We start from the raw sequence: 22028 nt of genomic DNA, 5'->3' as shown, positions 1-22028 counted from the left end.
TCAATCGGGCGTCTCATTGAGCGTCAAACCCAGTCGATCCACGACGTGGCGGACGACCTTCAGCGGTTCTTCCACACCCTGCTTGCAGAGCACAACAAAATCATCCGCATAGCGGACAATGTGCGCGCCCAGCTTCTGTTTCAGCCGATGTCGATCCCAAATACGATCCAGCAAGTGCAGGTAGAGATTCGACAACAGAGGGGATATTACACAACCATGCGGTGTTCCAACCCGGTTGCCTTTCCCTCCACCGACGGTCATGCGTTTTCCTTGATCATTCACGCCAATGACGGGGGCCTTCAGCCACTGTTTCAGGAGCGCCAGGATGGCTCCATCGACAATGCGTTCAGCGACCACCGCCATGAGGTTGGCGTGGGGAATGGTGTCGAAGTAGCTCGACAGATCAGCGTCAATCACTTGGGTGTGACCGGCCCAGAGTGCGTTGGCAATGTCGTCGATGGCATCGTGGGCCGAGCGTTTGGGCCGAAACCCGTAGGAGTGCGGCGTAAAGTCCGCCTCGAAGATCGGCTCGATGACCAGCTTAACCGCCATTTGCACAACACGATCACGGATGGTGGGTATCCCCAGCGGCCGCTCGCGCCCATCTCCTTTGGGAATCATCACCCGCCGTACCGGTTGGGCACAGTAGCGTTTCTCTTGCAGTTCCTCTGCGATGCCCTTTAGGAACCCTTCTACCCCTTCGCCTTGCTCGATCATCTCGAAGCTCACCCCGTCAATGCCAGGGCTGCCTCCATTTGACCGGACAAGATTCCAGGCGTGACGGAGGATGTCCTCCCGGTACATCAAGGCAATAGAGCGCATGGAAGCGGTAGCCAGGTTCTTGCTTGGCACAAGGCGGATAGCTTCCTCTGTAGTGTCCTGATCTTCTCCGGGGTTGTTAGCGACATGGCAATCCCCTGATCCTCCACTCGTTGGTTGCGTGAACAAAGTAGGGTCCCTTCCCTCGACCAAGGGTTGTGTTGTCCCTCGGTCTCAAGCGGTACCCTATCGGATCAAGTGGGAACCCCTCCGACTTCCGTGACGGGCGACGACGATTTCGTTACCTTATACGCCGTCGGTGGTGGCCTCTCTCCACCCCCCGCCACGGATCTCCAGCACTGGACAAGTAAATCTTCAAGAACATGCCGCCCCTGCTACCCCGAGAGACGATGACCACCACTTCCGTTCTTCCAGCGGCCATCCAACGGCCTTCCCCTTCTGACCACAGGGTCGGCGTCTCCAACCTATGTTCACGAGGCTACATCTAGGTTCACTTAGCTGACGGCCTGCTCTCTTGCTGGGGGGAAACTTACGACCCCTTGTTACCAAGACGCCGCTTCCTCATGCTACCGAGGTGTACGGACAACTCCCCGGACGGGACTTTAACCCGCTAGACTTACTGTTGTTACTGCGAACGGTCAGGTTCGGTTTAATTCTCAGGAATTGAATCAAACTGACGTAATCGCCTAACGAATTACTCCAGCCGTCGCAGGTTTCGCTCTCGCTTAACCGGCCCGGCGGAGGGCCAGAACGGGGCCAGGGTGGAATTATTTTCCAGGCAGGTAGTTAGGTGATTTCAGGAAACAAAGCTACCAGCCCCGAGGGGCTGAATCAGAATATCGTACTTAGGCAGATCAGGATTGCGATCCAGCCGAGCTTCGACGGCTCGCATGGCTTTTTTTGTCAGAGAGATTCCTTTTTCATAGACGGTGGTGCACAGATTCACAATCGGTTGGATGCCTTTCCAGGTCATGGTGCGCGCCCAGGCGAGCATGGTCTCGGTATCGACGAGTAGGGCGCCGTTCCAGTGCAGTTCGAGAATGCCCCAGCACCGCTCAATGGGATTGTATTTGCTGTGATAGGGTGGAAAGTAAAGCAAGTGGATGGGTTTGTTGATTTGATCAGCCCATGCCACGATGCGATGAAGAAACTGAGAGCGTACGCCACTGCTTTCAGGCCCGTTATCGATCTTGATCTGAATCAGCGTGGTGGCCTGCCGTTCGGCAAGAGGGAGCCGCTCCCACCACGCCTGCAAGGCATCGACAATGAAGTCGCTGGTTTTTGCTGAACTTCCGAAGTGGATGGTGAGTTGCCCGGTGTCTTCATCAAGGATGCCGCAAGGGGGATGCTTTCCGTTATCGCCCATGTCGTGATCACAGGCGCGCTGGTTGCCGCGCGTTAACCCACCGCGCGAGAACGGCCCAAGTTTCACGGTCGCCTTGCAGTCAACGCTGATGCGTTTGGCGCCCAGCACTTGGTTGGCGGCGTCTTTCTTCTTGATGTTGATGAAGATATCGTTGGTCTGCGGAATCTTTTTTTTTGGCTTGGCTTTGACAACGCGACGCAAACGATACCCCAGTCGATTGAGGATTCTAGCCAGCGTGCCGCGTGCGGGCAGAGCCTCCTGCGGATAACCGAGTTCACGCAGCCGCTGGCGCGCTTGTGCCGCCGTCAGCCGGGTAAAGGCCACGGTGCTGGTGAAGCTTGGCTCCTGCTGGGCGTGCTCCTCGGCGAGTCGACGCAAATCCGCTGCCGCTTCGGGATAGTTCTCTTCCCAGCGCTTCCTTCCAGTCGTCAAGGGCTTGGCACTCAGACACACGACTCCAGTGCGCGCCTCGCCGAGACCCGTTTCCACCATCTCGCGCCCCCAGCCAAACAGCGACTCGGCTTTTCGCGCGCTGCCTGCGCAGTATTTCAGGGTCATCTCAGCGACAAAGGCACGACGCTCGCAACCGTGCATTTTCGAGGCCGCGAATCGGATGTCCGCAACATGTTCGCAGGTGGGCAACGAGTTTGATGGTAGCGCCATTTCTTAAAAACTCTCCAACAATCAGAAAGGCTTCCATTATTACCCATGTTCTGAGTCAGAAAAAGCCTTCAAGAGGCTAAATTATGGTAGCTTTATTAGTTGAAATCACCTTAACGCAGAATCAATCGTCTTCCAAGTAACTTGTAACTTCTCAAAAAGCAATGGCAAAGATAACAGCTGGCTAGCAAGATAAGGCACGGCAAATCCGTTCTAACCAACAGGCGCGACACGGGCAGCGCGGGGCATTGAGTTTGCCGTCATGCCCAGATAATCGAAGACACGGCGGACTTTGCGCGCGAGCTTCTCGATGGTGGCTGCCACGGAATCCTTGGATTTCGTTTTGATCAGACCGGCGGCAAACCGGCGCAGTCGGGTCATGTTTTCTGGTCCATGGCCGGTGCGGATGGTGCAGCGATCCTCATCCCAGTTCCAGTCGAGGATCCAGTGATGGGCTTCAACGCCCCAGTGCCCACGGTTGAAGGCGAGCAGGCGCTTAGGGCTTGCACTCTCAGGGGTATGATCCGTGACGCCGAAGACTGTCTCGACGGAGGTCTTGTCGGTTTTTTTCTCAGTGGTGGTGCGCTCAATGGCGAAGACCTGCCCGACATGGGGGAAATCGAGATAGTTGTTCAGCGCCGTGGAGGTCCAAATCGCGCGGCTTTCGATACGCCCATGCGCAAGGTCCGATGACTCGCGAAAATCCGGCTCGCCCCGCGCCTGGAAAAGCAGGCGGATGTCGGCAACCAGCGTGGGCTGATTCTCTTTGGCGATAAAGACGTAATGCGCGCCCCGTTCGATGAGATACTCAGCGAGCGTGCGCTGGGTGAGCAGGGCGTCGGTGGTGAGGGTCTTGTCAGTGAGGTCGAGGGAGTCGAGCACCGGGATGGCCATCCCGATCTCGTTGGTTTGCTTCAGTTCATCACTGCCATTGACAGGCAAAGCACCGACTTTTTTTGGGTGTGACAGACCTTGGAGTCATGTCCAACGACACCGAGGATGTGGGTTTGGCGACCCTCGGCATCGATGGCATTGCACATCGTCTTGCCATCAATGGCCAGGCCCTCGTCCTCGGCGCCCATCTGCGCATTCCAGCCCTGCAGCGCCCCATCAAGGGCGTCGGGATCGACCCGGGTGAGGACATCGCGGATGCGCGTGCGGCTGGGCACCTCATAGCGACCGTTGCGATAACGGCAACCAAAGCGCGCCCGGGCCGCCTGGCTGAGATCCTTCGCCCAAGCGGCGATGGCCTTATAACCACGCGCCCCGCACAGCACCGCCGCAGCGGAGATCGCAAGAACCACCGGCAAGGGATGACGCCGGCCTTGGCCGCGACGCGGATCAGGGACATCGGCAAAGAACGCAGGAAGCGAACGCATCTGTTGTGCGGAGATCATGAGTTTTGGGGCTCCATAGCGATACTGGGAATCGAGTCTTGGGTCGGACAAGCGTGCTTGGACCTGCCCGATCAAGGGGCGGACAAACACCCGCTTGGCGCCATCGGGCTGCTGGCTGTAGCCGGCGCGCGTGCGTCGGTACCCGCGCGTCTGCCCGACCTCCAGCCAGTTGGCCGCGCGATAGCAGGTGCCGGTAAAGCGGCGCGGATCGACGAAGGTTTCCAGCAACCACAGCGGATAACCGAAGCGGGTCTGCCAATCAGTGCTGACCTGGCGCTCGCACAGCGACAGCACCTTGGAGGCGAGATTGGGCACATGCCACTGGGGCAGAATGAGAAAGCGGGCGTTGTTGGCGATCAGATGCAGGCGGTCGAACTGGTAGCGGCGATCCCAGCCGATCCACTGATCGCGCGCCGCGCACTTCCAGGCCGCGGCGCTCAGCACCAGCAACGCCAACCACTGATCCCGCCAGATGGCGACATACCAGAGGGTGTGACCGATTTTTGCCGCCGCGCCCAGGTAGTGATACGCCTCGAGCAATGCTTTGAAGCGCGCCTCTTCATCTGGGGCGACCGCACGCAGGGTGATGTCGTGCAAGTTCAGGGGGCTGCCTCGTCAATCAACATAGGCAGGCAGTTTGAACGAGTCGGACGGAAATGTCCAGAATCGAGGGTAAATACTTCTACGGCTTGTCAATTAGGGCTAGCACGGTTTCGCCCTGCAAGATAAGGTTGAATCCTTGACAAGAAACCGCCACAACGAGCCATTCATTCCGTCCCATGCCTGGTAACGATCCACTTCCGAGGGTTGCTGCATCCGAGCGCACGCCGCTGGTGGAACAGTTGTTGGCACAGATCGAACGACTGCTTGAGCAGACGCATCGACAAGCGGAGAAAATTCAGCAATTGCGCGATGAAATCGCGGTGCTGAAAGGACAAAAGACCAAGCCCAAGTTCAAGCCCAGCGGAATGGAACAAGGGACCAAGACCGGCGATGATACCGATACTGACGCTGAAGACGGAGACCGAGACGGTGGAGCGAACAGCGATGGTCAAGCCAGCGGCGATACCCAAGCAAGCAGCGATACGCAAGCAAGCAGCGATACCCAAGCAAGCGGCGATGGTGAAGAAGGCGGCGATGAGCGCCCACCGCCCAAGCGTCCCGGCTCCTCCAAGCGCAACAAAACCGAGCAACTGCCGATTCACGAGACACTCGCCGTCGCGCCATCGGTTGCGGTTCCCGAAGACTCACGCTTCAAGGGCTATCGCGACTTCGTCGTCCAAGACCTGCGCATCCAAGCGCACAACACCTGCTATCGCTTGGAAGTGTGGCAGACCCCTGAGGGTGAATATCTGCTTGGGGAATCCTGATTAGTGAGCTTCCTCAGCTAAACCAGTTTCTCGACGCCAGTCTGAAAAAAGGCGCACACTGAGTTACCTTCTCTCATTGCAGGACCAAGCGCATGCCGATCAATCGCGTTCAATTCCAACCCGGGCTGTCACTGCCGAGCTTTCTCGCGCAATTCGGCACCGAAGCGCAGTGCCAGCGTGCGCTGGAGCAGGCGCGCTGGCCCGAGGGGTTCCGCTGCCCTGAGTGCGGCCATGCGAACGCCTATATTCTCCGAGGCGGCACCCACAAACTCTTTCAATGCCAGGCCTGTCGCAAGCAAACCTCGCTGATCGCCGGCACCCTGTTTCAAAGCACCCATCTGGCGCTGACGGTTTGGTTTCTGGCGATCTATTTGATCAGCCAGGCCAAGACCGGACTGTCCGCCTTGGCCCTGAAGCGCCAAGTCGGTGTCAGTTATCGTACCGCCTGGCTGATCCAGCACAAGCTCATGCAGGCACGGAGCGAACGCGACAGCGCCTATACCCTTGCGGGGGATGTTCAAGTCGATGATGTCTACCTTGGCGGGGAGTTGACGGGCGGTAAGGCCGGGCGCGGCTCGGAGAACAAGGTGCCCTTCGTCGCGGCGGTGTCGCTGACGCCAGAGGGGCATCCGCAGTACGCGAAAATGACGCCGGTACCGGGGTTTACCCGCAAGGCCATTAGCGAGTGGGCGGCGAGCAACCTGAGCCCTGGCTGTCTGGTCACCTCCGATGGGTTGGCGTGCTTTAACGGTGTCACCGACGCCGGCTGTCTGCACAATGCTATCGTGGTTGGCGGTCTCAAACCCAAGGATCTTCCGGAATTCAATTGGATCAATACCATTCTGGGCAATCTCAAGACCAGCTTTGGTGGGGCCTATCATGCCTTTGATTTCAGCAAATACGCCAGCCGTTACTTGGCCACCTTCGCTTACCGGTTTAATCGCCGGTTCCATCTCGATACCATTCACAACCGCTTGCTCGTCGCAGCGGCCACAATCGGAGCACGATCTGAGCTGTGGCTTCGGGGTGCTGAGGAAGCTCACTAATCAGGTGGGGAATTGCCCACCAGTCTCAACGGCAAGCACTTCGGCGCCGAGCTGCGTCGCTACATGCTCTATCAATATCACCACTGCCATGTCACCCAGCCCCTGCTGCACGAGCAGCTGCGGGAATGGGGCATCGACATCTCCGTGGGCCAGGTCGACGCCCTGCTCAGCGGTGGCAATGAGGACTTCTTCGCGGAGAAGGACCAACTGCTGACCACGGGCTTGGAAGTTAGCCGCTACATCACGGTGGACGATTCCGGCGCGCGCCATCAAGGCCACAACGGCTATGTCACCCAGATCGGCAATGACTGGTTCGCGTGGTTTGCCAGCACCGGTAGCAAGAGTCGCATTAACTTCCTCCAGCTGCTGCATGCCGGGGGCATCACCTACGCGCTCACCCCTCATGCCCTGACCTACTTGAGCGAGGAGCATCTGCCCAAAGAGCCATTGCGCCGCTTGCAAGCATATCCCCAGATGACCATCACCGGCACCACGGCCTGGGAAGCGCATCTCGACGCCTTGGGGATCACCCGCGAGCGCCATCGGCGCATCGCCACCGAGGGCGCCTTGCTTGGCGGATTGATCGACAAGGGCTTCTCCCTGGATTTGGTGATCGTCAGTGACGGAGCCGGGCAATTCGCCATCCTGCTCCATGCGCTGTGCTGGGTGCATGCCGAGCGGCTGGTGCATAAGCTCATCCCGCTCAATGACCAACATCGTCTGGACCAAGCGCGGGTGCGCGGGCAGATCTGGGATCTGTATGCCGACCTTAAGGCCTATCAGCGTGATCCCGATCCCGCGTTAATCCCGGTCCTTGAGGCGCGCTTTGAGACGATCTTCACTGAGCAGACCTCCTTTGCCACCCTCAATCAGACGCTCAAACGCCTGCACCGTCACAAGCAGAAACTGCTGCTGGTTCTAAAACGCCCGGAGATCGTGCTGCATACCAACGGCTCCGAGGGTGACATCCGTGGCTATGTGAAGTGGCGCAAGATCAGCGGCGGGACGCGCAGCGAACTCGGCAAACGCTGTCGCGACGGCTTTGCCAGCTTGAAACAGACTTGCCGCAAGCTCGGCATTTCCTTCTGGGACTACCTCGGTGATCGCATTGGAGGGCATCACAACATCCCGCCGTTGCCTGACATCATTCGCGAGCGTGCCGCGGCGACAGGCGGCGCGGTGCCATGAGAGATTGAGAAGTTACAGTAACTTGACTTAAGTTACTGTTTTTGTGTGGTTGCTCCCGCGCATTGGGGAGCTAACGATGGCCTCCAGTCCGACTGCTCGCTACGCTCGCGGCGGCTGAGGCTGGCGTTGGATTCATAAAGTGTAATGCGACATCAAACGTAACATGATAATGACCGTCCTAATGAATGTCACTGAAAAATTCCAAAATATATGATATCAAAAGCGACAGCGGTTTCTGGATAACAAGTTGATCCAGAAACCGCTGTCGCTTTTGAGATGAAAGGCATTTTTCAGTGGCGCTCCACGGGCGGTGGTAATGACCGATACTGATTTTAAAGATTAAAGGGGTCCGGATGGAATTGTTTTCCACGCACTAAATCAATCGCCTAACGATGGCCTCCAGTCCGACCGCTCGCGGCGGCTGAGGCTGAAGTTAGGCAAAAAGCTTACTAATTAATAAAGCAAATAGTTATTGAATTTTCACGACATGCGAGGAGAAGAGCAAAGCTCTATAAAATCCCTGAACACGTTATTCGTGAGATTCTGTCGGATATTGATTTATCTGAAGGTGGACATGAAATTATCAATAATGTAACTGGGTTCAGGTATCCAATAAAAACAGTTGTGACTGTCCAAGGCGTCACGATCACTGTGATTACAAATTATCCGCTGAAGAAAGGCAAAACAGATGAACGTTCACTATGATGAATTAGTTAATGCGCTATATTTAAAGCTTGGTGATGATGAGTCAGATGGAGTTATCGAAATTGCAGAGGGAGTAAATATTGATACAGCTGCTGGGGTAAACTTGCAGGTATCGAAATATTAGAAGCATCGAAAAAAATCAACATGAACACTATCTTGTCTTACACGCTTGAATTAGATCATGATTTATTAACAAAGAAAATTGCCTAACGAGTTGCCCCAGCCGAAGCCGGTTTCGCTCTCGCTCAGCTAGCTCGGCTGAGCGTGGCGTTATGCAAAAAACTGGAGATACCATGCAACAAAAAAAATTAACTGGTTTAATTGGCTCAACTTTTCTTTGTGTAGGAGTATTTGCGCCCATTGCAACAATCCCAATGGTGGACAATATAAACTATGTCCGTAATGGCAGCGGCGATGGAGTAATTGTTCTCATTTTGGCCATCATTGCCTTGATCCTAGTATTGATTGATAAGTATAAAGGCCTTTGGTTTACTAGTTTTGGCAGCGTTGTAGTAATGCTGTTCTCCTTTTTAAATTTTCAAACTAAAATTTCTCAAGCGAAGCAGCAGATGTCGTACGAACTTTCTGGCAACCCGTTTCGAGGGCTTGATGACATGGCTATGCAATCCGTGCAGTTAGAATGGGGATGGTCGCTACTAATCATTGGTGTTTCGCTAATGTTTATGAGTGCGACAATAACTGAAAAAGCCAGCGTAGACGTCCTAAACGGGAATTAAAGGGGCCTGGGTTGAATTGTTTTCCAGGCAAGGAATCAACGCGGAATCAATTGCCTAACGATGGCCTTCAGTCCGACCGCTCGCTTCGCTCGCGGCGGCTTAGGCTGGCGTTAGCTTCTCACAGAGGTCGCATAGAAATGAAATCAGCAGCAATACGGAAAATGAGCGTATCTGAGCGTATCCGGACAATGGAAGCGATATGGGACTCGCTCTTGTATGACGTCGCCGAAATGCCGTCACCGGAGTGGCACCGGAATATTCTCGAAGAAAGGAAACGAAAAATGGATGAAGGGTCGGCAAGGTTCTTGTCGATTCAGGAAGTTAAAGAAAGACAAAAATAGACGATGGAAATAGCAGATGTCTTTATTCTAGAAGAGGCTGCAGTCGATCTCGAGAATGGCAGACTATTCTATGAAGAAAGGCAACCCGGTCTGGGCGATTATTTCTGGGACACCTTGCTGTCGGATGCGGAGTCTTTGGTTGTTTATGGAGGAATCCACGCGAAAGCAATGGGCTTTCATCGGATGCTTTCAAAACGCTTTCCATATGCTATCTACTATGAAGTAAAGGCCCGTAGTGCTTATGTCGTTGCGGTTCTCCCAATGCGGCGTGATCCGAAATGGATCAGAGGAAAACTTGGAGAAAGAAGTTAACAAGGCAAATGCAGCCGACCCCAAAAGCGCGCGTCGAGTTCTCATCTTGTTTCAGGTTTCGGTGCGAGCGCACTTTTAGGTCGCCTGATTTGCGACGTTAGGCAAAGAAAAAAACGGCATTACTGCATTGCGGGCGAAGTCCAAAGTGAATCGGTATTAGAAAGAACTGCATTACTGCATTAAAAAAAGGCATCAAGGAGTTTAAAATGGCTAAAGCAACTTCATTTGGCGAATTATTGGAAGCGGTTGATCATCTATCACTTGATGAACAAGAATCTTTAATTGATATTGTTCGTCATCGGATAGCAGAGTATCGCCGTCAAGAAATTTCTTCGCTTATATCATCTGCTCGCAAAGAGTACCAACAAGGTAAATTATCTCCTGAAACACCACAGGATATAATGGACTCAATCTTGTCATGAATAGGCTGTTGATAAAATCTAGTGCATTTGTACGAACTGCAAAGCGCGTATTAAAAAAGAATCCAAATTTAGCAATGGATATTCAAACAACACTGGAATTGCTTGCAGAAGATGCTTTTCATCCATCATTGAAAACACACAAACTGAAAGGAAATCTTGAAGCCTCATGGCCTTGTAGTGTTGCTTATGATTTAAGAATCAGTTTTGAGTTTGTTAAGCATGATGAAGGTGAAGCAATCTTGTTGGAAGCAATAGGCTCACATGATGAAGTTTTTTAACAAACTCATCCTAAGAATTAATGGGTAGAGTAGAGGGCAGGTTGTCATCACTCGCTTTAGCTCATCTGTTTTCCGCAGCTTTGGCGGTGCCTTATAGCCGAGGCATGGCGATGACTCCCAGCCCTCCCTCATCAAACCGTGCATGCGATTTTCCCGCACACGGCTTTCCGATGCTCTTCACACCAAGGCATGCACCGTCTTCCAGCCGGGCACCTTAGGGAGCTTGTGCAGTCCATGGCGGTCATAGAGGTCGCGAGACGGGAATTTGGCATGGCCTGCCTTCCAGTTCTTGACCTTATGTCGCTTTCGCAAGTGGATTCGCAGCCGCTGTTCGGCGTGGTTTCTGACCTTACTCATCGCCAGACTGGAATTGCGGAAATGGAAGTAGCCCGCCCAGCCTCTCAGGCTGCGGTTGACACTCCCCACCACATCGTCCAGCGGGATACAGGTCAGTTCTCGTCGTGTTAAGTCCGTCACTTTTGCCATGATTTTTCCCACAGCTTTGTCCGACGGGCGCACGTTCGGGTCCCATTTGCCGGTCTTGGCGCCTCGGCTCATCTGGAGCGTAAAGCCCAGAAAGTTGAAGCCCGATTCCTTGGCATCCACCACATGGGCCTGATCTCAATCGGGCGTCTCATTGAGCGTCAAACCCAGTCGATCCACGACGTGGCGGACGACCTTCAGCGGTTCTTCCACACCCTGCTTGCAGAGCACAACAAAATCATCCGCATAGCGGACAATGTGCGCGCCCAGCTTCTGTTTCAGCCGATGTCGATCCCAAATACGATCCAGCAAGTGCAGGTAGAGATTCGACAACATCGGGGATATATACCTGCTCTGTGGTATGACAGGAGCTGCAATCCATTGTCGAACTGCGCAAAGCCGACCGCCTCGGCCAACTTCCCGAGCGGCTATAGGCCTGGATTGCCTACTTCGAGCACTGGAACGAGGACGACGTGATGAACAACCTAGCCTATCCCCCGGTCCAGAAAGCGCAAGCCAAGCTGCGCGCCATGAGCGCCGATGAACAGGAGCGCCACTGGGCCGAATCGCGCGCGCGAGCGCTCAGCGACGAAGTGACGCTACTCAACGAGGCGCACAAGGATGGGCACAAGGAGGGGCACAAAGAAGGCGATCAGCATGCCCGGCGTCAAACCGCGCTGGCCTTGCTGCAAAAAGCGCAGTTCGACATTCCCACCATTGCCATCTGCACGGGTTTGAGCGAGGGCGAGGTACGCGAACTGGCGGTTGGGCAGACGAATTGACCAAACCCGGGCCGCTTTGACCAGTCCACTGGATGCAGCGCATGTTACGCGCCGGTATGATGACCACCAGTGCTGTTAGCTGGAAATGCCGCCCATGGCCGACACCCGGATTTCGCTCGACCTGCTTGACCCCAAGAACGACTACGTCTTCAAGCGGTTGTTCACGCGTGCCCCGCAGCTGCTAGTCGCGCTCATTAACGCCGTGCGCGTTGGCGATGGTCCGCCCATTGCCTGCGTGATCATCCGCAACGCCGCCATTGACGGGGAGGAACTCGGCGACAAAAGCATCGCACTCGATATCCTGGCCGAAGACGACCACGGCCGGTTCTACGACATTGAAATGCAAATCCGCTTGCATCCCGCCCTGAGCGTGCGCAACCTGTTCTACCTTGCCAAGGTCTATGCGCAACAACTGAAGGCCGGTGAAGATTACAGCCAGGCGCGGGCTGTTATTGGCATCCACCTGGTTGACTTTGAACTCTTCACCGAGACGAAATCACAACGCCAACGCGCCCACTGGCGGTTTGAGTTCCGCGACCGGGACTTGCCCGCGGTGCGCTTGAGCGACCAACTCATTCTGCACATCCTTGAACTGCCCAAGGCCGACCGGCTGGGTCTAACCGACCGCCAGGAAAACGACCTGCAAGCTTGGGTTAAATTCTTCAAACACTGGAAGGAGACCGCCACCATGAATACCGTTGAGTCTGCTCCCGTTCAGCAAGCCTGGAATGACCTCAGACGGATCAGTGCCGATGAGGAGGAACGCTACAAAGCCCTCGCCCGTGAACGTGCACTGAGTGATGCGGTGACTGAGCGCAACTTTGCACTCCGCGAAGGTCGGCGTGAAGGCCGGCGTGAAGGCCGGCGTGAAGGTCGGCGTGAAGGTCAAGCCGCTATCCTGCAACGCCAGCTCATCAAACGTTTCGGTCCCCTTGACGAAACCAGCCAAGCGCGTCTAGAAAGCGCCACGCAAGAGCAACTTGAGCACTGGAGTGACCGCATCCTTGATGCCGCGACGCTCGGTGCCGTCTTTGACGAGCACTGAGAGACAAGCATCAGTTTGGAAAACGGGGGGCGGGCCACGAATGGAAACCCGATTGGAAAACCGATTGGAAAACCGGGCCGGACACGACAACAGCGCCAGCAACGGCTGCGATCACCAGCATTAGCGTCATTTCGGCGAAGGGTTCCACCATCATCAATGTCCGATTCTTTTGCTTCGCGGTGAGATAGTGAGTTTCCCTTGCGGGTGGAGAGTGACCCCTCGTTTGGTGAGGGGTGAGGTGGACATCGGCTAGCTAGCCGCCCAGCTTTAGCCGCTGACATTGCGCCCGCGCAGGATGAAGTGCACTTCTTCCGCGATGTTGGTCGCGTGATCGCCAACGCGCTCGAGATTCTTACCGACGAAAAGCGCGTGGATGTTCGCCGCGGCATCTTCCGGGCGTTGTTGTAGCTGGGTAATGGCGTGGTGGAACAAATCGTCGTAGAGTTCGTCGGCGGTGTCGTCGCGCTGTTCGACCTCGGTGGCCAGGAGTTGGCTTCGGCGGGATAGCGCTTCAATGGCATCGCGTAGCATTTTGGCGACGGAGCGCTCGAGCGCGCGCAGCAGATCGATGGTCTCAGGCGCCAGTGTGGGCGATATGCCTTTCATTGCCAGACAGCGCTTGGCGATATTCTTGGCCTTGTCGCCAACGCGCTCGAGGTTGCTCGCGGCTCGCTCGATGGCGAGCACGAGGCGCAGGTCCGACGCCACCGGCTGTAGGCGTGCGAGAATATCCATCACCTCGGCATGGATCGCTTCCTCCCGTCGGTCAATCTCCAGATCGCTATGAATGACCTGCCGCGCAGCCTCGCAATCCTTGTCGAGAAAGGTGTCTAGGCAACGCTCAAGCATGGCGCTCACGGACTCGGCCATCTCGAGCAGATCATCGGTTGCCCGATCCAGTGCCTTATCGAATAATTTCAGGGTATGGGGCTCGGTCATAATGACGTGCTGTATGGGAATAATAAAAGGTTGCGGGGACCGGACTTGGTCACTTTAACGCGTCCCAGAGACCCCTGTCATGTTTGACAGACGTCTGTTGTTTGCCCGGAGATTCACCTGATACTGAACTGGTCAGGATTCCGGGTGCCTTAAGGACGGACGGCAGACCCAGACAACAGCCGGGCAAGCAATCCTGCCCGTGCCATCCTTTGGTCCGTGCCGGCGCGCGCTGCTGGCCAGCACTTGTACTTTTTTTAACAACTAACTTGGAGAGAAACATGTTTCGCATGCATCGACCAACTTTCACCAAACCCTTGATGAGAGTGACACTAATCACCTTCTTACTCGGTTTCTCGGCCCTGGCGCTGGCCCAGATGGGGCAGGGGGGTGGCGGAATGCAAGGTGGCCGGGGTGCCGGGCGCATGATGCCGAGCTTTAGTGATTTCGATGCCGATGGTGATGGCCAAATCACTCAGGAGGAATTCGAGCAGGCTCGCGCCGAGCGCATTGCCGAGCGCTCGAGCCAGGGTTACCAGATGCGGGGGCTGGCCGATGCTCCAAGCTTCGCCGACCTGGACACCAATGGCGATGGGACGTTGGACGAGAAAGAATTTGCCACTGGTGCGGCCAAGCGTCATGGACAACCAAGGCCCTGAATGAGGATCAAAAAGCATGCCGGGTGGGGCGGGTGGTTGATCTGACAATCGAGCTTTTCATCCCCGGTCTCTTCGGACTGCCGGTGCTGCCCCTGGCGGCAAGGATGCAAACGCCAGCGCTTGATCGCCTGCTTGGCACTGCGCGACTTGTCGGCAAGTCTTCAGACTCCGCGCGAACCGCGACCAATGACTTCAAGGGGCTCATCCCAGCGCTAGGGCTGGATGTCGCCTTCGCCAAGAGTTGGCCAACCGCTCCTTATTGCTTGAGCGTGGATGACCCGAACTGGGATGGCATGGGCTTTTGGCTGCAGGCCGACCCGGTGCACTTGCGTGCGGATCGAGATCAACTCCGGTTGTTCGATAGCGGCGTGCTGGGGATCTCACCGGGCGAGGCTTGCCAATTGGTTGCCGAGTTGAACGTGCATTTCAACGCCGATGGTATTTTGCTGCACGCGCCTGTTCCCGAGCGCTGGTACTTGCGCGCTCCGGGACCGGTCGCGCTGCGCACGCGAGCGCTGCGCACGGTGATGGGGGGAGCGACCTTGGCCGATGCGATGCCAGATGGCGGCGACGCCCGGTGTTGGAATGCGCTGATGAACGAGGCGCAGATGCTGCTGCATCAGTCGCCGGTCAATCAGGCACGCGCCGAGGCCGGGCGGGCCGCGATCAATGGACTCTGGCTGTCGGGACCTGGAACTTATGCGCCGCTTGGGTTGGCATCGGATCTCCGGTTGGTGATTGGCGATGATCCGCTGGTGCTGGGGCTGGCGCGCGCTGGCGGGGTTCCGACAGCATCGATGGATGATCGAGCGCTCCCCGAGTTGATGGCCAAGATTCCAGAGGGGCGGATATTACTGATCAACCTGGAACTTGTCGATGCGCTGCGGCGGGGTGATCTGCCAGGCTGGGAGGCGGCTGTGCAGCAACTGGACCGGCGGCTTGCGCCAGTCCTGGCTTGGGTGCTGGACCAGCCAGGGGGGCGAACGCGCCCGAAATGGTCCGTGCATTTGCACGATGGCAGCGGCGCCAGGTGGATACGGAAGGTCGGGTGGATGGGGCGTCTGGGTGATTGGTTTGGCAAGCGGCTTGGCTGGCGACGCACGGGCGGCCTGGCGGTAGCCCGTGCCGCCGTGCATGGGCGCTAGCCGGTATTGCGCATCCCTGCCGCAATCGCGTTGATGGAACGCAGCAACGGGTCGAGCCATTGTTCGCGCTCTTCTTGGGTGTCTTCGCCGCGATAGCGCTCAAGCAGCGCAATCTGCACGTGGTTGAGCGGGTCGAGGTAGGCATTGCGGCGATAGAGCGAGGTTTGAAGTTCGGGCGTTTCTTCCATCAGTTCATGCAGTCCGGCGATGTTGAGTACCTGCGTGAGGGTACGCTGATATTCTTCTTGAATGCGGGCGAAAATTCCCTCCGCGGCTGGCTGGTCCTGGGCCAGGCGCAGGTATTCGTGCGCAATGTGCATCTCGGCCTTGAACAGGGACATCTGGGTGTTGCTCAGCATGGCGCGGAAGAAGGGCCATTCTTGATACATTTTTTGCAACTTGGCCAGGCGTTCCAGGTCGCCGCCACGCCAGCGCTCGATGGCCGAGCCGATGCCATACCAAGCCGGAAGGGTGTGGCGTGATTGGGCCCAGCCGAACACCCAGGGGATGGCGCGAATGGAGCCAAGCGAGCGGTCGGCTTTCTTGCGATGCGATGGCCGCGAGCCGATATTGAGCAGCGCGATGGCATCGAGCGGGGTGGCCTCGTAGAAGTAGTCCAGAAACCCGGGCGTGCCGGCTACGAGATCGCGATAGAATTGCTCGCCATGATCGGCGATCTCGGCCATGATCCCAAGATAATCCTTGCGTACCTCGGGGATGGGCTCGACCAGGCAGCGGCTGGCTTTGATCAGGCCGCTGATGCCGACCGTCAATTCATAAAGCGCCGTTTCAGGATTGGCATAGCGGTAGGAGAGCACCTCGCCCTGCTCGGTGAATTTGATCTGTCCATGCACGGTATCGGATGGCTGGGAGAGTATGGCCTCGTGCGTTGGGCCGCCGCCGCGACCGATGGTGCCACCGCGGCCATGGAACAGCCGGCACATAATGCCGCGCTCATCGGCCAGGTGAATGATTTTTTCCTGTGCCTCATAGAGCTGCCAGGCCGAGGACAGAATGCCACCGTCCTTGCAGGAGTCCGAGTAGCCAAGCATGACCTCCTGCAGATTGCCCGAGGCCTTGAGCAGGGCGCTGTAGGTCGGATCGTCAAAGAGCCTGCCCATGACGCGGTCGATGCGCTGGAGATCGTCGATGGTCTCGAACAGCGGGGCGACGATGAGATCGCAGAACCAGCCGTTGGGTGTCTTGCCAGCCAGGCCGGCCAGGCGTGCGAGCAGCATGACCTCCATCACATGGCTGGCGCTGTGGGTCATGGAAATCACATAGGCGCCGAAGGTGTCGCGGCCGACCTCGGCGCGCATGCGCGCGACCACTTCAAACACCTCCAGTGTCTCGCGCGTCTCGGCGGTCAGGGTGCCCTTGTCAATGACGAAAGGATGGGGATGGGCGATGGCCTCGCCGAGTGCGATGAGTTTCTGTTCTTCGCTGAAGGCTTCATACAGGGGTGCGCCCGGCTGACGGGCGAACAGTTCCATGACCGCCTGGGTATGTCGGTTGGACTCCTGGCGGATGTCGAGCTGCATCAGGTGGAAGCCGAAGGTCTCCACCAGCCGGATCAGATCCTTCAGCCGCCCCTCGGCGGCATTGGCATCGCCCTGGCTGATCAGGGAATCGCGAATGAGGTAAAGATCACTTAGGAATGCGCGCGCATCGGTGTAGCCCTCGGGCAGGTCTATCTCCTCGCCATGAATGCGTGCGCGTACCCGCTTGAGATCCGCCTCCAACCGATGGCCGACGATCACCAGTTTGCGTCGATAGGGCTCATGTACATAGCGACGTTGACTTTGGCTCATGGTGTCAAGCCAGTAGTCTTCGTCATCGTCCAGGCTGTCAAGAAAACGCGGCGAGGGTTCGCTCAGGGCGCTGGAATGGCTCAGGCGCCGGCTTAGATCGGTGACGCGGGCAATGTATTCGGTCAGTGCCAGTTCGCAGTGCATGCGCACGGCAAGTTCCGTGGTTTCCGGACGCACGAAAGGGTTGCCATCACGGTCGCCGCCTATCCAGGAGCCGAAGCGCATGAAACTTGGCACCCGCACCTCGGAGTCGGCGCCGTAGACGCGGCGGGCAGCACGCTCGAGATTGCGGTAGACTTGGGGCACGGTGCCAAAGAGCGATTCGCGGAAGAAATACAATCCCTGCCGCACTTCGTCCGTCACCTTGGGCTTGTGTACCCGCACCTCGTCTGTTTTCCACAGAATTTGAATTTCGTTCAGAATCTGCCCCAACAGATCCTGCTGCTCTTCCTGGTTGAGTCTCTGGCGATGCAAATCGAGCGCGAGCAGAAAAATCCGTCGCTGGATCTCAAGCGTGGTGCGGCGTTTGGCCTCGGTCGGGTGTGCGGTGAAGACGGGACTATAGGCCAGATGCTCAAGCAGGCTTTGCAGCTGCCCGGCGCTGATGCCGTCCTCGGCAAATTGGCGCAGGCTGTGGTCGAATGACCCTGGCCACAACCGACCGCCGGCACTCACCAGGGAGCGGCGTTGCAGATAGCCATTGACCTCCTCGGCGATGTTGAGCAGGCTAAAATAAATGGTATAGGCGCGGATGACCTCGGAGAGCGTCTGCGGGTCGAGCCCGTCGATGCGCTTCATCAGCTTGCCGCGCAGCTTGGGATCATCCTCGGCTCGCAACGCCAGGAAACCCTCGCGCAGGCGCTCGACGATCACCAGCACCCGCTTGCGGCTGTGCTCGCGCAGCACCTCGCCGAGCAGGCTGGCGAAGAGTTCAATGTCGCGGTCGACGCCGAGGACGGCCTCGGTCGGCGTCGTTGATGTTATTTCGGGCGCAGGCTCGGGGTGCGTCCTGAGTTCAGGCAGCGTCAAGGCAATGCTCCTTTCGGTCTGAACTTTTGTCAATGAGTGGGCGCATACTACCCCGGACATGATGGAGTGACAAAAACTTGCGCGTCTGCCTTGGCTGGTCAGTGATTTCGCATGCTGAGCTGAAGACAAATGCGCATTGGGGGCTGTTGGAAGCGCCCCGATTTCGAGTAGAATTGGCAGCCTATGGACCTTAACTTCCTCGAATTCGAACAACCGGTCGCCGAGCTTGCCGCCAAGATCGAAGAGCTGCGCCACGTCGGTGATGATAATGAAATCAACATCGCCGAGGAGATCGAGCATCTCGAGACCAAAAAGCGCGAGCTGACCGAGCAGATTTTTGCCTCGCTCACGCCCTGGCAGATCTCCCAGCTCTCGCGTCATCCACTGCGGCCTTATCTACTCGATTACGCCACTCGCATCTTCGAGGACTTCGAGGAGCTGCACGGCGACCGCGCCTTTGCTGACGACAAAGCCATTGTCGGCGGTTTGGCGCGCCTCGACGGGCGCCCGGTGATGCTGATCGGCCATCAAAAAGGCCGCGACACCAAAGAAAAGATCGCCCGCAACTTTGGCATGCCCCGGCCCGAGGGCTACCGCAAGGCATTGCGACTGATGCACATGGCTCAGCGCTTTGGCCTGCCCATTCTCACCTTTATCGACACGCCGGGCGCCTACCCTGGCGTGGGCGCCGAGGAACGCGGCCAGAGCGAGGCCATCGCGCGTAATCTGCAGGAAATGGCCGCCCTTTCGGTGCCCATTGTCGCGACCGTGACTGGCGAGGGAGGCTCGGGCGGGGCTTTGGCCATCGGCGTGGCCGATCGCCTGCTGATGCTGCAATTTAGCACCTACTCGGTCATCTCCCCCGAGGGCTGCGCGTCCATCCTGTGGAAAAGCGCCGAGAAAGCCCAGCTCGCGGCCGAGGCCATGGCCATTACCTCCGATAAGCTCAATGAGCTGGGGCTGATCGACGAAGTGGTGCCCGAGCCGCTCGGCGGCGCCCATCGCGATACCGAGACCATGACCGCCACCCTCAAGGCCACGCTGATTGCCGCGCTCGAGGAGCTCGACGCACTCGACCCTGGTCAACTTCAGGCCCTGCGCTATGAACGCTTGCGCGGGTTCGGGCGTTTCAAGGCCTGAGACGTCCAGGCGCGATCCCGATTCCAAGGCGGCCGGCCCCCTGCGGGATGCGCTGCGGCTGAGCCTGGAGGGCCAACGCGCGACGCGGCTGTGGATTGCCTTCAGCGGTGGGCGCGATTCCACGGCGCTGCTGCATGCCGTCGTCCAGCTAGTCAATATACTTCCGCCCGCCGAGCGCCCGGTGCTCGGCGCCGTGCATATCGATCATGGCCTGCATGCCGATTCTGCCCACTGGGCGGCCCACTGCCGCGCCTACTGTGCCGAGTTGGCGGTGCCGATTCGGGTGCGGGCTGTCGATGCCGCTCCGCAACCTGGTCAGAGTCCAGAAGAAGCCGCACGCGAGGCACGCTGGTCGCTCTGGCGGCAACTGCTCGCACCCGGTGATCAACTGTGGCTTGCACAGCACCAGGACGATCAGGCCGAGACCCTGCTGCTGGCCTTGTTGCGCGGAGCGGGTGTGAAGGGACTGGCCGGCATGCCTCGTGCTCGCGTCTTGGGTGCGGGGTTGGCCGTGCGTCCCTGGCTGCATTGCACCGGGGCGCAGATCGCCGCCTACGCCAGCGCGCATGGCTTGGGGTGGATTGAAGATCCCAGCAACAGGAACACGGCATTTGATCGTAACTATTTGCGCCAGATGGTTTTTCCGCTACTGCGCGAGCGTTGGCCAGCGGCTTCCGGAACCCTGGCGCGGACCGCTCGCCATTGTGCCGAAGCCGCCGAGTTGATCGAGACCGCCAGTGCTGACTGGCTGGTCAAGGTGGAGTCCAGTGACCCAGGCAGGCTTTCTGTCAACGCTTTGCTGTCCATACCTCGCGATCGCCGACACGCGGTCTTGCGCCACTGGCTGGCGCAGCGGGGCTTTCGTATGCCCAATCAGCGTCGGCTTGAGCAGATTAGCCACAGCCTGCTTGCCGCGCGCGCCGACGCCAGTCCACTGGTGGCTTGGTCAGGTTGCGAGCTGCGCCGTTATCGCGATGATCTCTTCGCGCTGGAACCACTGCCTGCACCGCCGACGATCGGCATCGAGTGGCCTGCCGGACAATGCTTGCATCTGGGCGGGCGTTTTGGCGAGCTCAGCCTGCCGCCACTCAGGGGGGCAACCCGGCTGAATGAGGACTCCCTCCATGTGCACTTTGGCCTTCATGGACTCAGATGTCGGCCCCGACCGGATGGCCCCAGCAGATCGCTCAAGGCGCTGTTTCAGCAGTGTGGCGTTCCGTCTTGGCTGCGGCCCTATGTGCCTCTGGTCTTTGCCGGCGAGCAGCTTGTGGCCGTGGCTGGAGTGGCGCTCTGTGATGCCCGCTTACCAGCCTTGCGTTGGCTGCACGCGCTCGGAGTGAGCGCCGGACTAACAGACATCATCGGCGATGCCGGACGTTTCGCGGCAGACGCCGAGAAGCCCCCGCCGGGTACTGGTGTCGCAGGTCAGTAAAGCAGTCGCGAGAGCCGACCGCGGGTTTTGGTGACCAGTGGGTGATCCTGGCCGAGCAGCTCGAAGCCCATCAGAATGGCCTTGCGCGCGGCATCCTCGCCATAGCCGCGGTCCTTTTGCATCAGGGTGAGCAGATGCTCGAAGGCGGCCTCCTGCTTGCCGCTCATGAAAAGCCGCGCGGCAAGTTGATATCTGGCCTGGCTGTTATCCGAGTCGGCGGCGATCTCCTGCTCGAGCCTGCCGAGGTCTGGCGCCCCGGTCAGTGCGCGGGCGAACAGTAAGCGCGCATGTAGGGATTTGACGTCCGGATGGTCGACCAGCTCGATAGGGGTGTGCTCAAGCGCCGCCTCCAGCGCGCTCAGATCGCCACGGGCCGCAAGCAGCTCGGCGCGCGGGACAAACAGCTGCTGTTCGCCGGCGCCAAGTTGTTCGGCCTCGGCCAGCTTGGCCTCGGCGGCGTCGAATTCCTCTTTGACCATGAGCGCGCGAGCAGTGGCGATGCGCTTGTCGCCCTCGTTGGGGAGATGACGTTCGAGGAATTCGCGCACTTGTCCTTCCGGCAAGGCGCCCATGAACTGGTCAATGACCCGACCGTCCTTGAACAATTGCACCGTTGGTAGGCTGCGGATGCCAAATTGCATCGCCAGTGCCTGTTCGGCCTCGGTATCGACCTTGGCAAGCAGGAACTGGCCGCCATATTCTTGCGCTAACTTGGCGAGCAAGGGCATCAGCTGCCGGCAGGGCGCGCACCAGTCCGCCCAGAAGTCAACCAGCACTGGACGCTGGAGGGATCCATCAAGCACCACCGACTGAAAGGTCTCAGTGGTGACCGCGATAACATGAGGTGAGTCAGCCATGGAAGTCTTTCTCAAAAACGTGCGAAAGTTGCAAACAACATTGCCATCAACCCTGAAGTTTGGTCATCCTTGACCTGAGAATCAAGTCAGGTTTAACAGGAGTCTTC

24 protein-coding genes are annotated in these 22028 nt (G+C 57.8%); 15 read left to right on the top strand and 9 right to left on the bottom strand.

Translation table 11 applies throughout. From position 1 onward, the window contains the following. From Thiowin_RS13060 to Thiowin_RS13045, 4 genes are all read right to left on the bottom strand, one after another. Complete coding sequence (locus tag Thiowin_RS13060; protein ID WP_328983445.1) at positions 1-822, bottom strand: reverse transcriptase domain-containing protein; 822 nt, start codon at positions 820-822, stop codon at positions 1-3. A gap of 754 nt (positions 823-1576) precedes the next feature. Next, positions 1577-2740, bottom strand: a complete 1164-nt coding sequence (locus tag Thiowin_RS13055; RefSeq protein WP_328983444.1) for an ISAzo13 family transposase — start codon at positions 2738-2740, stop codon at positions 1577-1579. Between the two features lie 279 nt (positions 2741-3019). Continuing rightward, positions 3020-3700: an ISAs1 family transposase gene (locus tag Thiowin_RS13050; protein WP_328983443.1), complete on the bottom strand. Its 681-nt coding sequence runs from the start codon at positions 3698-3700 to the stop codon at positions 3020-3022. A gap of 20 nt (positions 3701-3720) precedes the next feature. Further along, positions 3721-4800 (bottom strand): Druantia anti-phage system protein DruA, encoded by a 1080-nt coding sequence (locus Thiowin_RS13045; RefSeq protein ID WP_328983442.1) that lies wholly within the window; start codon positions 4798-4800, stop codon positions 3721-3723. A 182-nt stretch (positions 4801-4982) separates the two neighbouring features. Here Thiowin_RS13045 and Thiowin_RS13040 point away from each other — a divergent pair, with 182 nt between their 5' ends. The 9 genes from Thiowin_RS13040 (at position 4983) to Thiowin_RS13005 (ending at position 10602) form a co-directional block, all read left to right on the top strand. Then, on the top strand, positions 4983-5573 hold the full coding sequence (locus Thiowin_RS13040; protein WP_328983441.1) for a hypothetical protein: 591 nt from the start codon (positions 4983-4985) through the stop codon (positions 5571-5573). 92 nt (positions 5574-5665) lie between these two features. Further along, on the top strand, positions 5666-6619 hold the full coding sequence (locus tag Thiowin_RS13035; protein ID WP_328983440.1) for an IS1595 family transposase: 954 nt from the start codon (positions 5666-5668) through the stop codon (positions 6617-6619). Between the two features lie 12 nt (positions 6620-6631). Beyond that, positions 6632-7807, top strand: a complete 1176-nt coding sequence (locus Thiowin_RS13030) for an IS66 family transposase (RefSeq protein WP_328983439.1) — start codon at positions 6632-6634, stop codon at positions 7805-7807. Positions 7808-8495: 688 nt separating this feature from the next. Further along, positions 8496-8636, top strand: coding sequence for a DUF2283 domain-containing protein (locus Thiowin_RS13025; protein ID WP_328983438.1), 141 nt, complete (start codon positions 8496-8498; stop codon positions 8634-8636). A gap of 169 nt (positions 8637-8805) precedes the next feature. After that, a complete protein-coding gene (locus tag Thiowin_RS13020) occupies positions 8806-9249 on the top strand; it encodes a hypothetical protein (protein ID WP_328983437.1) in 444 nt (147 codons plus the stop codon). Between the two features lie 137 nt (positions 9250-9386). Continuing rightward, complete coding sequence (locus tag Thiowin_RS25320) at positions 9387-9590, top strand: addiction module protein (protein ID WP_408034080.1); 204 nt, start codon at positions 9387-9389, stop codon at positions 9588-9590. A gap of 3 nt (positions 9591-9593) precedes the next feature. Continuing rightward, positions 9594-9902 (top strand): type II toxin-antitoxin system RelE/ParE family toxin, encoded by a 309-nt coding sequence (locus Thiowin_RS13015; protein ID WP_328983436.1) that lies wholly within the window; start codon positions 9594-9596, stop codon positions 9900-9902. Between the two features lie 206 nt (positions 9903-10108). Next, positions 10109-10324, top strand: a complete 216-nt coding sequence (locus Thiowin_RS13010) for a hypothetical protein (RefSeq protein ID WP_328983435.1) — start codon at positions 10109-10111, stop codon at positions 10322-10324. Beyond that, complete coding sequence (locus tag Thiowin_RS13005) at positions 10321-10602, top strand: type II toxin-antitoxin system RelE/ParE family toxin (RefSeq protein WP_328983434.1); 282 nt, start codon at positions 10321-10323, stop codon at positions 10600-10602. The genes Thiowin_RS13010 and Thiowin_RS13005 overlap by 4 nt, the downstream gene beginning before the upstream one ends. A gap of 177 nt (positions 10603-10779) precedes the next feature. Here Thiowin_RS13005 and Thiowin_RS13000 read toward each other — a convergent pair whose 3' ends face one another. Both Thiowin_RS13000 and Thiowin_RS12995 read right to left on the bottom strand, forming a co-directional pair. Continuing rightward, positions 10780-11208, bottom strand: coding sequence for a group II intron maturase-specific domain-containing protein (locus tag Thiowin_RS13000; protein WP_328983433.1), 429 nt, complete (start codon positions 11206-11208; stop codon positions 10780-10782). A 15-nt stretch (positions 11209-11223) separates the two neighbouring features. Then, positions 11224-11421, bottom strand: coding sequence for a hypothetical protein (locus Thiowin_RS12995; RefSeq protein WP_328983432.1), 198 nt, complete (start codon positions 11419-11421; stop codon positions 11224-11226). Positions 11422-11561: 140 nt separating this feature from the next. On the opposite strand from Thiowin_RS12995, the gene Thiowin_RS12990 reads away from it, so the two are divergent. Continuing rightward, complete coding sequence (locus Thiowin_RS12990; RefSeq protein WP_328983431.1) at positions 11562-11867, top strand: hypothetical protein; 306 nt, start codon at positions 11562-11564, stop codon at positions 11865-11867. Positions 11868-11961: 94 nt separating this feature from the next. Then, positions 11962-12912, top strand: a complete 951-nt coding sequence (locus tag Thiowin_RS12985) for an Rpn family recombination-promoting nuclease/putative transposase (RefSeq protein WP_328983430.1) — start codon at positions 11962-11964, stop codon at positions 12910-12912. Positions 12913-13179: 267 nt separating this feature from the next. Here Thiowin_RS12985 and phoU read toward each other — a convergent pair whose 3' ends face one another. Further along, entirely contained in the window at positions 13180-13851 is a 672-nt protein-coding gene (gene phoU, locus Thiowin_RS12980; protein WP_328983429.1) for a phosphate signaling complex protein PhoU, read from the bottom strand. A gap of 287 nt (positions 13852-14138) precedes the next feature. Here phoU and Thiowin_RS12975 point away from each other — a divergent pair, with 287 nt between their 5' ends. Continuing rightward, positions 14139-14507 (top strand): EF-hand domain-containing protein, encoded by a 369-nt coding sequence (locus Thiowin_RS12975; RefSeq protein ID WP_328983428.1) that lies wholly within the window; start codon positions 14139-14141, stop codon positions 14505-14507. A 32-nt stretch (positions 14508-14539) separates the two neighbouring features. Continuing rightward, the gene (locus Thiowin_RS12970) at positions 14540-15652 is read left to right on the top strand and encodes a phosphoglycerate mutase (protein WP_328983427.1); all 1113 of its coding nucleotides are present in this window, start codon (positions 14540-14542) and stop codon (positions 15650-15652) included. Here Thiowin_RS12970 and ppc read toward each other — a convergent pair. After that, positions 15649-18492: a phosphoenolpyruvate carboxylase gene (ppc, locus tag Thiowin_RS12965; protein ID WP_408034079.1), complete on the bottom strand. Its 2844-nt coding sequence runs from the start codon at positions 18490-18492 to the stop codon at positions 15649-15651. The two genes, Thiowin_RS12970 and ppc, sit on opposite strands and share 4 nt — an antisense overlap. Positions 18493-18675: 183 nt before the next feature. On the opposite strand from ppc, the gene Thiowin_RS12960 reads away from it, so the two are divergent. Together Thiowin_RS12960 and tilS are read left to right on the top strand one after the other, a co-directional pair. Continuing rightward, the gene (locus Thiowin_RS12960; RefSeq protein ID WP_328983426.1) at positions 18676-19632 is read left to right on the top strand and encodes an acetyl-CoA carboxylase carboxyltransferase subunit alpha; all 957 of its coding nucleotides are present in this window, start codon (positions 18676-18678) and stop codon (positions 19630-19632) included. Then, on the top strand, positions 19595-21064 hold the full coding sequence (tilS, locus tag Thiowin_RS12955; RefSeq protein WP_328983425.1) for a tRNA lysidine(34) synthetase TilS: 1470 nt from the start codon (positions 19595-19597) through the stop codon (positions 21062-21064). The genes Thiowin_RS12960 and tilS overlap by 38 nt, the downstream gene beginning before the upstream one ends. Here tilS and trxA read toward each other — a convergent pair. Beyond that, the gene (trxA, locus tag Thiowin_RS12950) at positions 21058-21921 is read right to left on the bottom strand and encodes a thioredoxin (RefSeq protein ID WP_328983424.1); all 864 of its coding nucleotides are present in this window, start codon (positions 21919-21921) and stop codon (positions 21058-21060) included. The genes tilS and trxA overlap by 7 nt on opposite strands. Positions 21922-22028: the final 107 nt, after the last annotated feature.

Source organism: Thiorhodovibrio winogradskyi (genome assembly GCF_036208045.1).
In the GTDB taxonomy this organism is placed as follows: Bacteria; Pseudomonadota; Gammaproteobacteria; order Chromatiales; family Chromatiaceae; genus Thiorhodovibrio; species Thiorhodovibrio winogradskyi.
The sequence above is the reverse complement of the archived record's forward strand: the minus strand, read 5'-3'. Positions and strand labels throughout refer to the sequence as shown.

What these genes read in the sequence shown, in the direction of transcription:
- Thiowin_RS13060 (WP_328983445.1), bottom strand. Translation starts at nt 822, where the DNA reads ATGCGCTCTATTGCCTTGATGTACCGGGAGGACATCCTCCGTCACGCC.
- Thiowin_RS13055 (WP_328983444.1), bottom strand. Translation starts at nt 2,740, where the DNA reads ATGCACGGTTGCGAGCGTCGTGCCTTTGTCGCTGAGATGACCCTGAAA.
- Thiowin_RS13050 (WP_328983443.1), bottom strand. Translation starts at nt 3,700, where the DNA reads ATGGCCATCCCGGTGCTCGACTCCCTCGACCTCACTGACAAGACCCTC.
- Thiowin_RS13040 (WP_328983441.1), top strand. Translation starts at nt 4,983, where the DNA reads ATGCCTGGTAACGATCCACTTCCGAGGGTTGCTGCATCCGAGCGCACG.
- Thiowin_RS13035 (WP_328983440.1), top strand. Translation starts at nt 5,666, where the DNA reads ATGCCGATCAATCGCGTTCAATTCCAACCCGGGCTGTCACTGCCGAGC.
- Thiowin_RS13025 (WP_328983438.1), top strand. Translation starts at nt 8,496, where the DNA reads ATGAACGTTCACTATGATGAATTAGTTAATGCGCTATATTTAAAGCTT.
- Thiowin_RS13020 (WP_328983437.1), top strand. Translation starts at nt 8,806, where the DNA reads ATGCAACAAAAAAAATTAACTGGTTTAATTGGCTCAACTTTTCTTTGT.
- Thiowin_RS25320 (WP_408034080.1), top strand. Translation starts at nt 9,387, where the DNA reads ATGAAATCAGCAGCAATACGGAAAATGAGCGTATCTGAGCGTATCCGG.
- Thiowin_RS13015 (WP_328983436.1), top strand. Translation starts at nt 9,594, where the DNA reads ATGGAAATAGCAGATGTCTTTATTCTAGAAGAGGCTGCAGTCGATCTC.
- Thiowin_RS13010 (WP_328983435.1), top strand. Translation starts at nt 10,109, where the DNA reads ATGGCTAAAGCAACTTCATTTGGCGAATTATTGGAAGCGGTTGATCAT.
- Thiowin_RS13005 (WP_328983434.1), top strand. Translation starts at nt 10,321, where the DNA reads ATGAATAGGCTGTTGATAAAATCTAGTGCATTTGTACGAACTGCAAAG.
- Thiowin_RS12995 (WP_328983432.1), bottom strand. Translation starts at nt 11,421, where the DNA reads ATGTTGTCGAATCTCTACCTGCACTTGCTGGATCGTATTTGGGATCGA.
- Thiowin_RS12990 (WP_328983431.1), top strand. Translation starts at nt 11,562, where the DNA reads ATGAACAACCTAGCCTATCCCCCGGTCCAGAAAGCGCAAGCCAAGCTG.
- Thiowin_RS12985 (WP_328983430.1), top strand. Translation starts at nt 11,962, where the DNA reads ATGGCCGACACCCGGATTTCGCTCGACCTGCTTGACCCCAAGAACGAC.
- phoU (WP_328983429.1), bottom strand. Translation starts at nt 13,851, where the DNA reads ATGACCGAGCCCCATACCCTGAAATTATTCGATAAGGCACTGGATCGG.
- Thiowin_RS12975 (WP_328983428.1), top strand. Translation starts at nt 14,139, where the DNA reads ATGCATCGACCAACTTTCACCAAACCCTTGATGAGAGTGACACTAATC.
- Thiowin_RS12960 (WP_328983426.1), top strand. Translation starts at nt 18,676, where the DNA reads ATGGACCTTAACTTCCTCGAATTCGAACAACCGGTCGCCGAGCTTGCC.
- tilS (WP_328983425.1), top strand. Translation starts at nt 19,595, where the DNA reads ATGAACGCTTGCGCGGGTTCGGGCGTTTCAAGGCCTGAGACGTCCAGG.
- trxA (WP_328983424.1), bottom strand. Translation starts at nt 21,921, where the DNA reads ATGGCTGACTCACCTCATGTTATCGCGGTCACCACTGAGACCTTTCAG.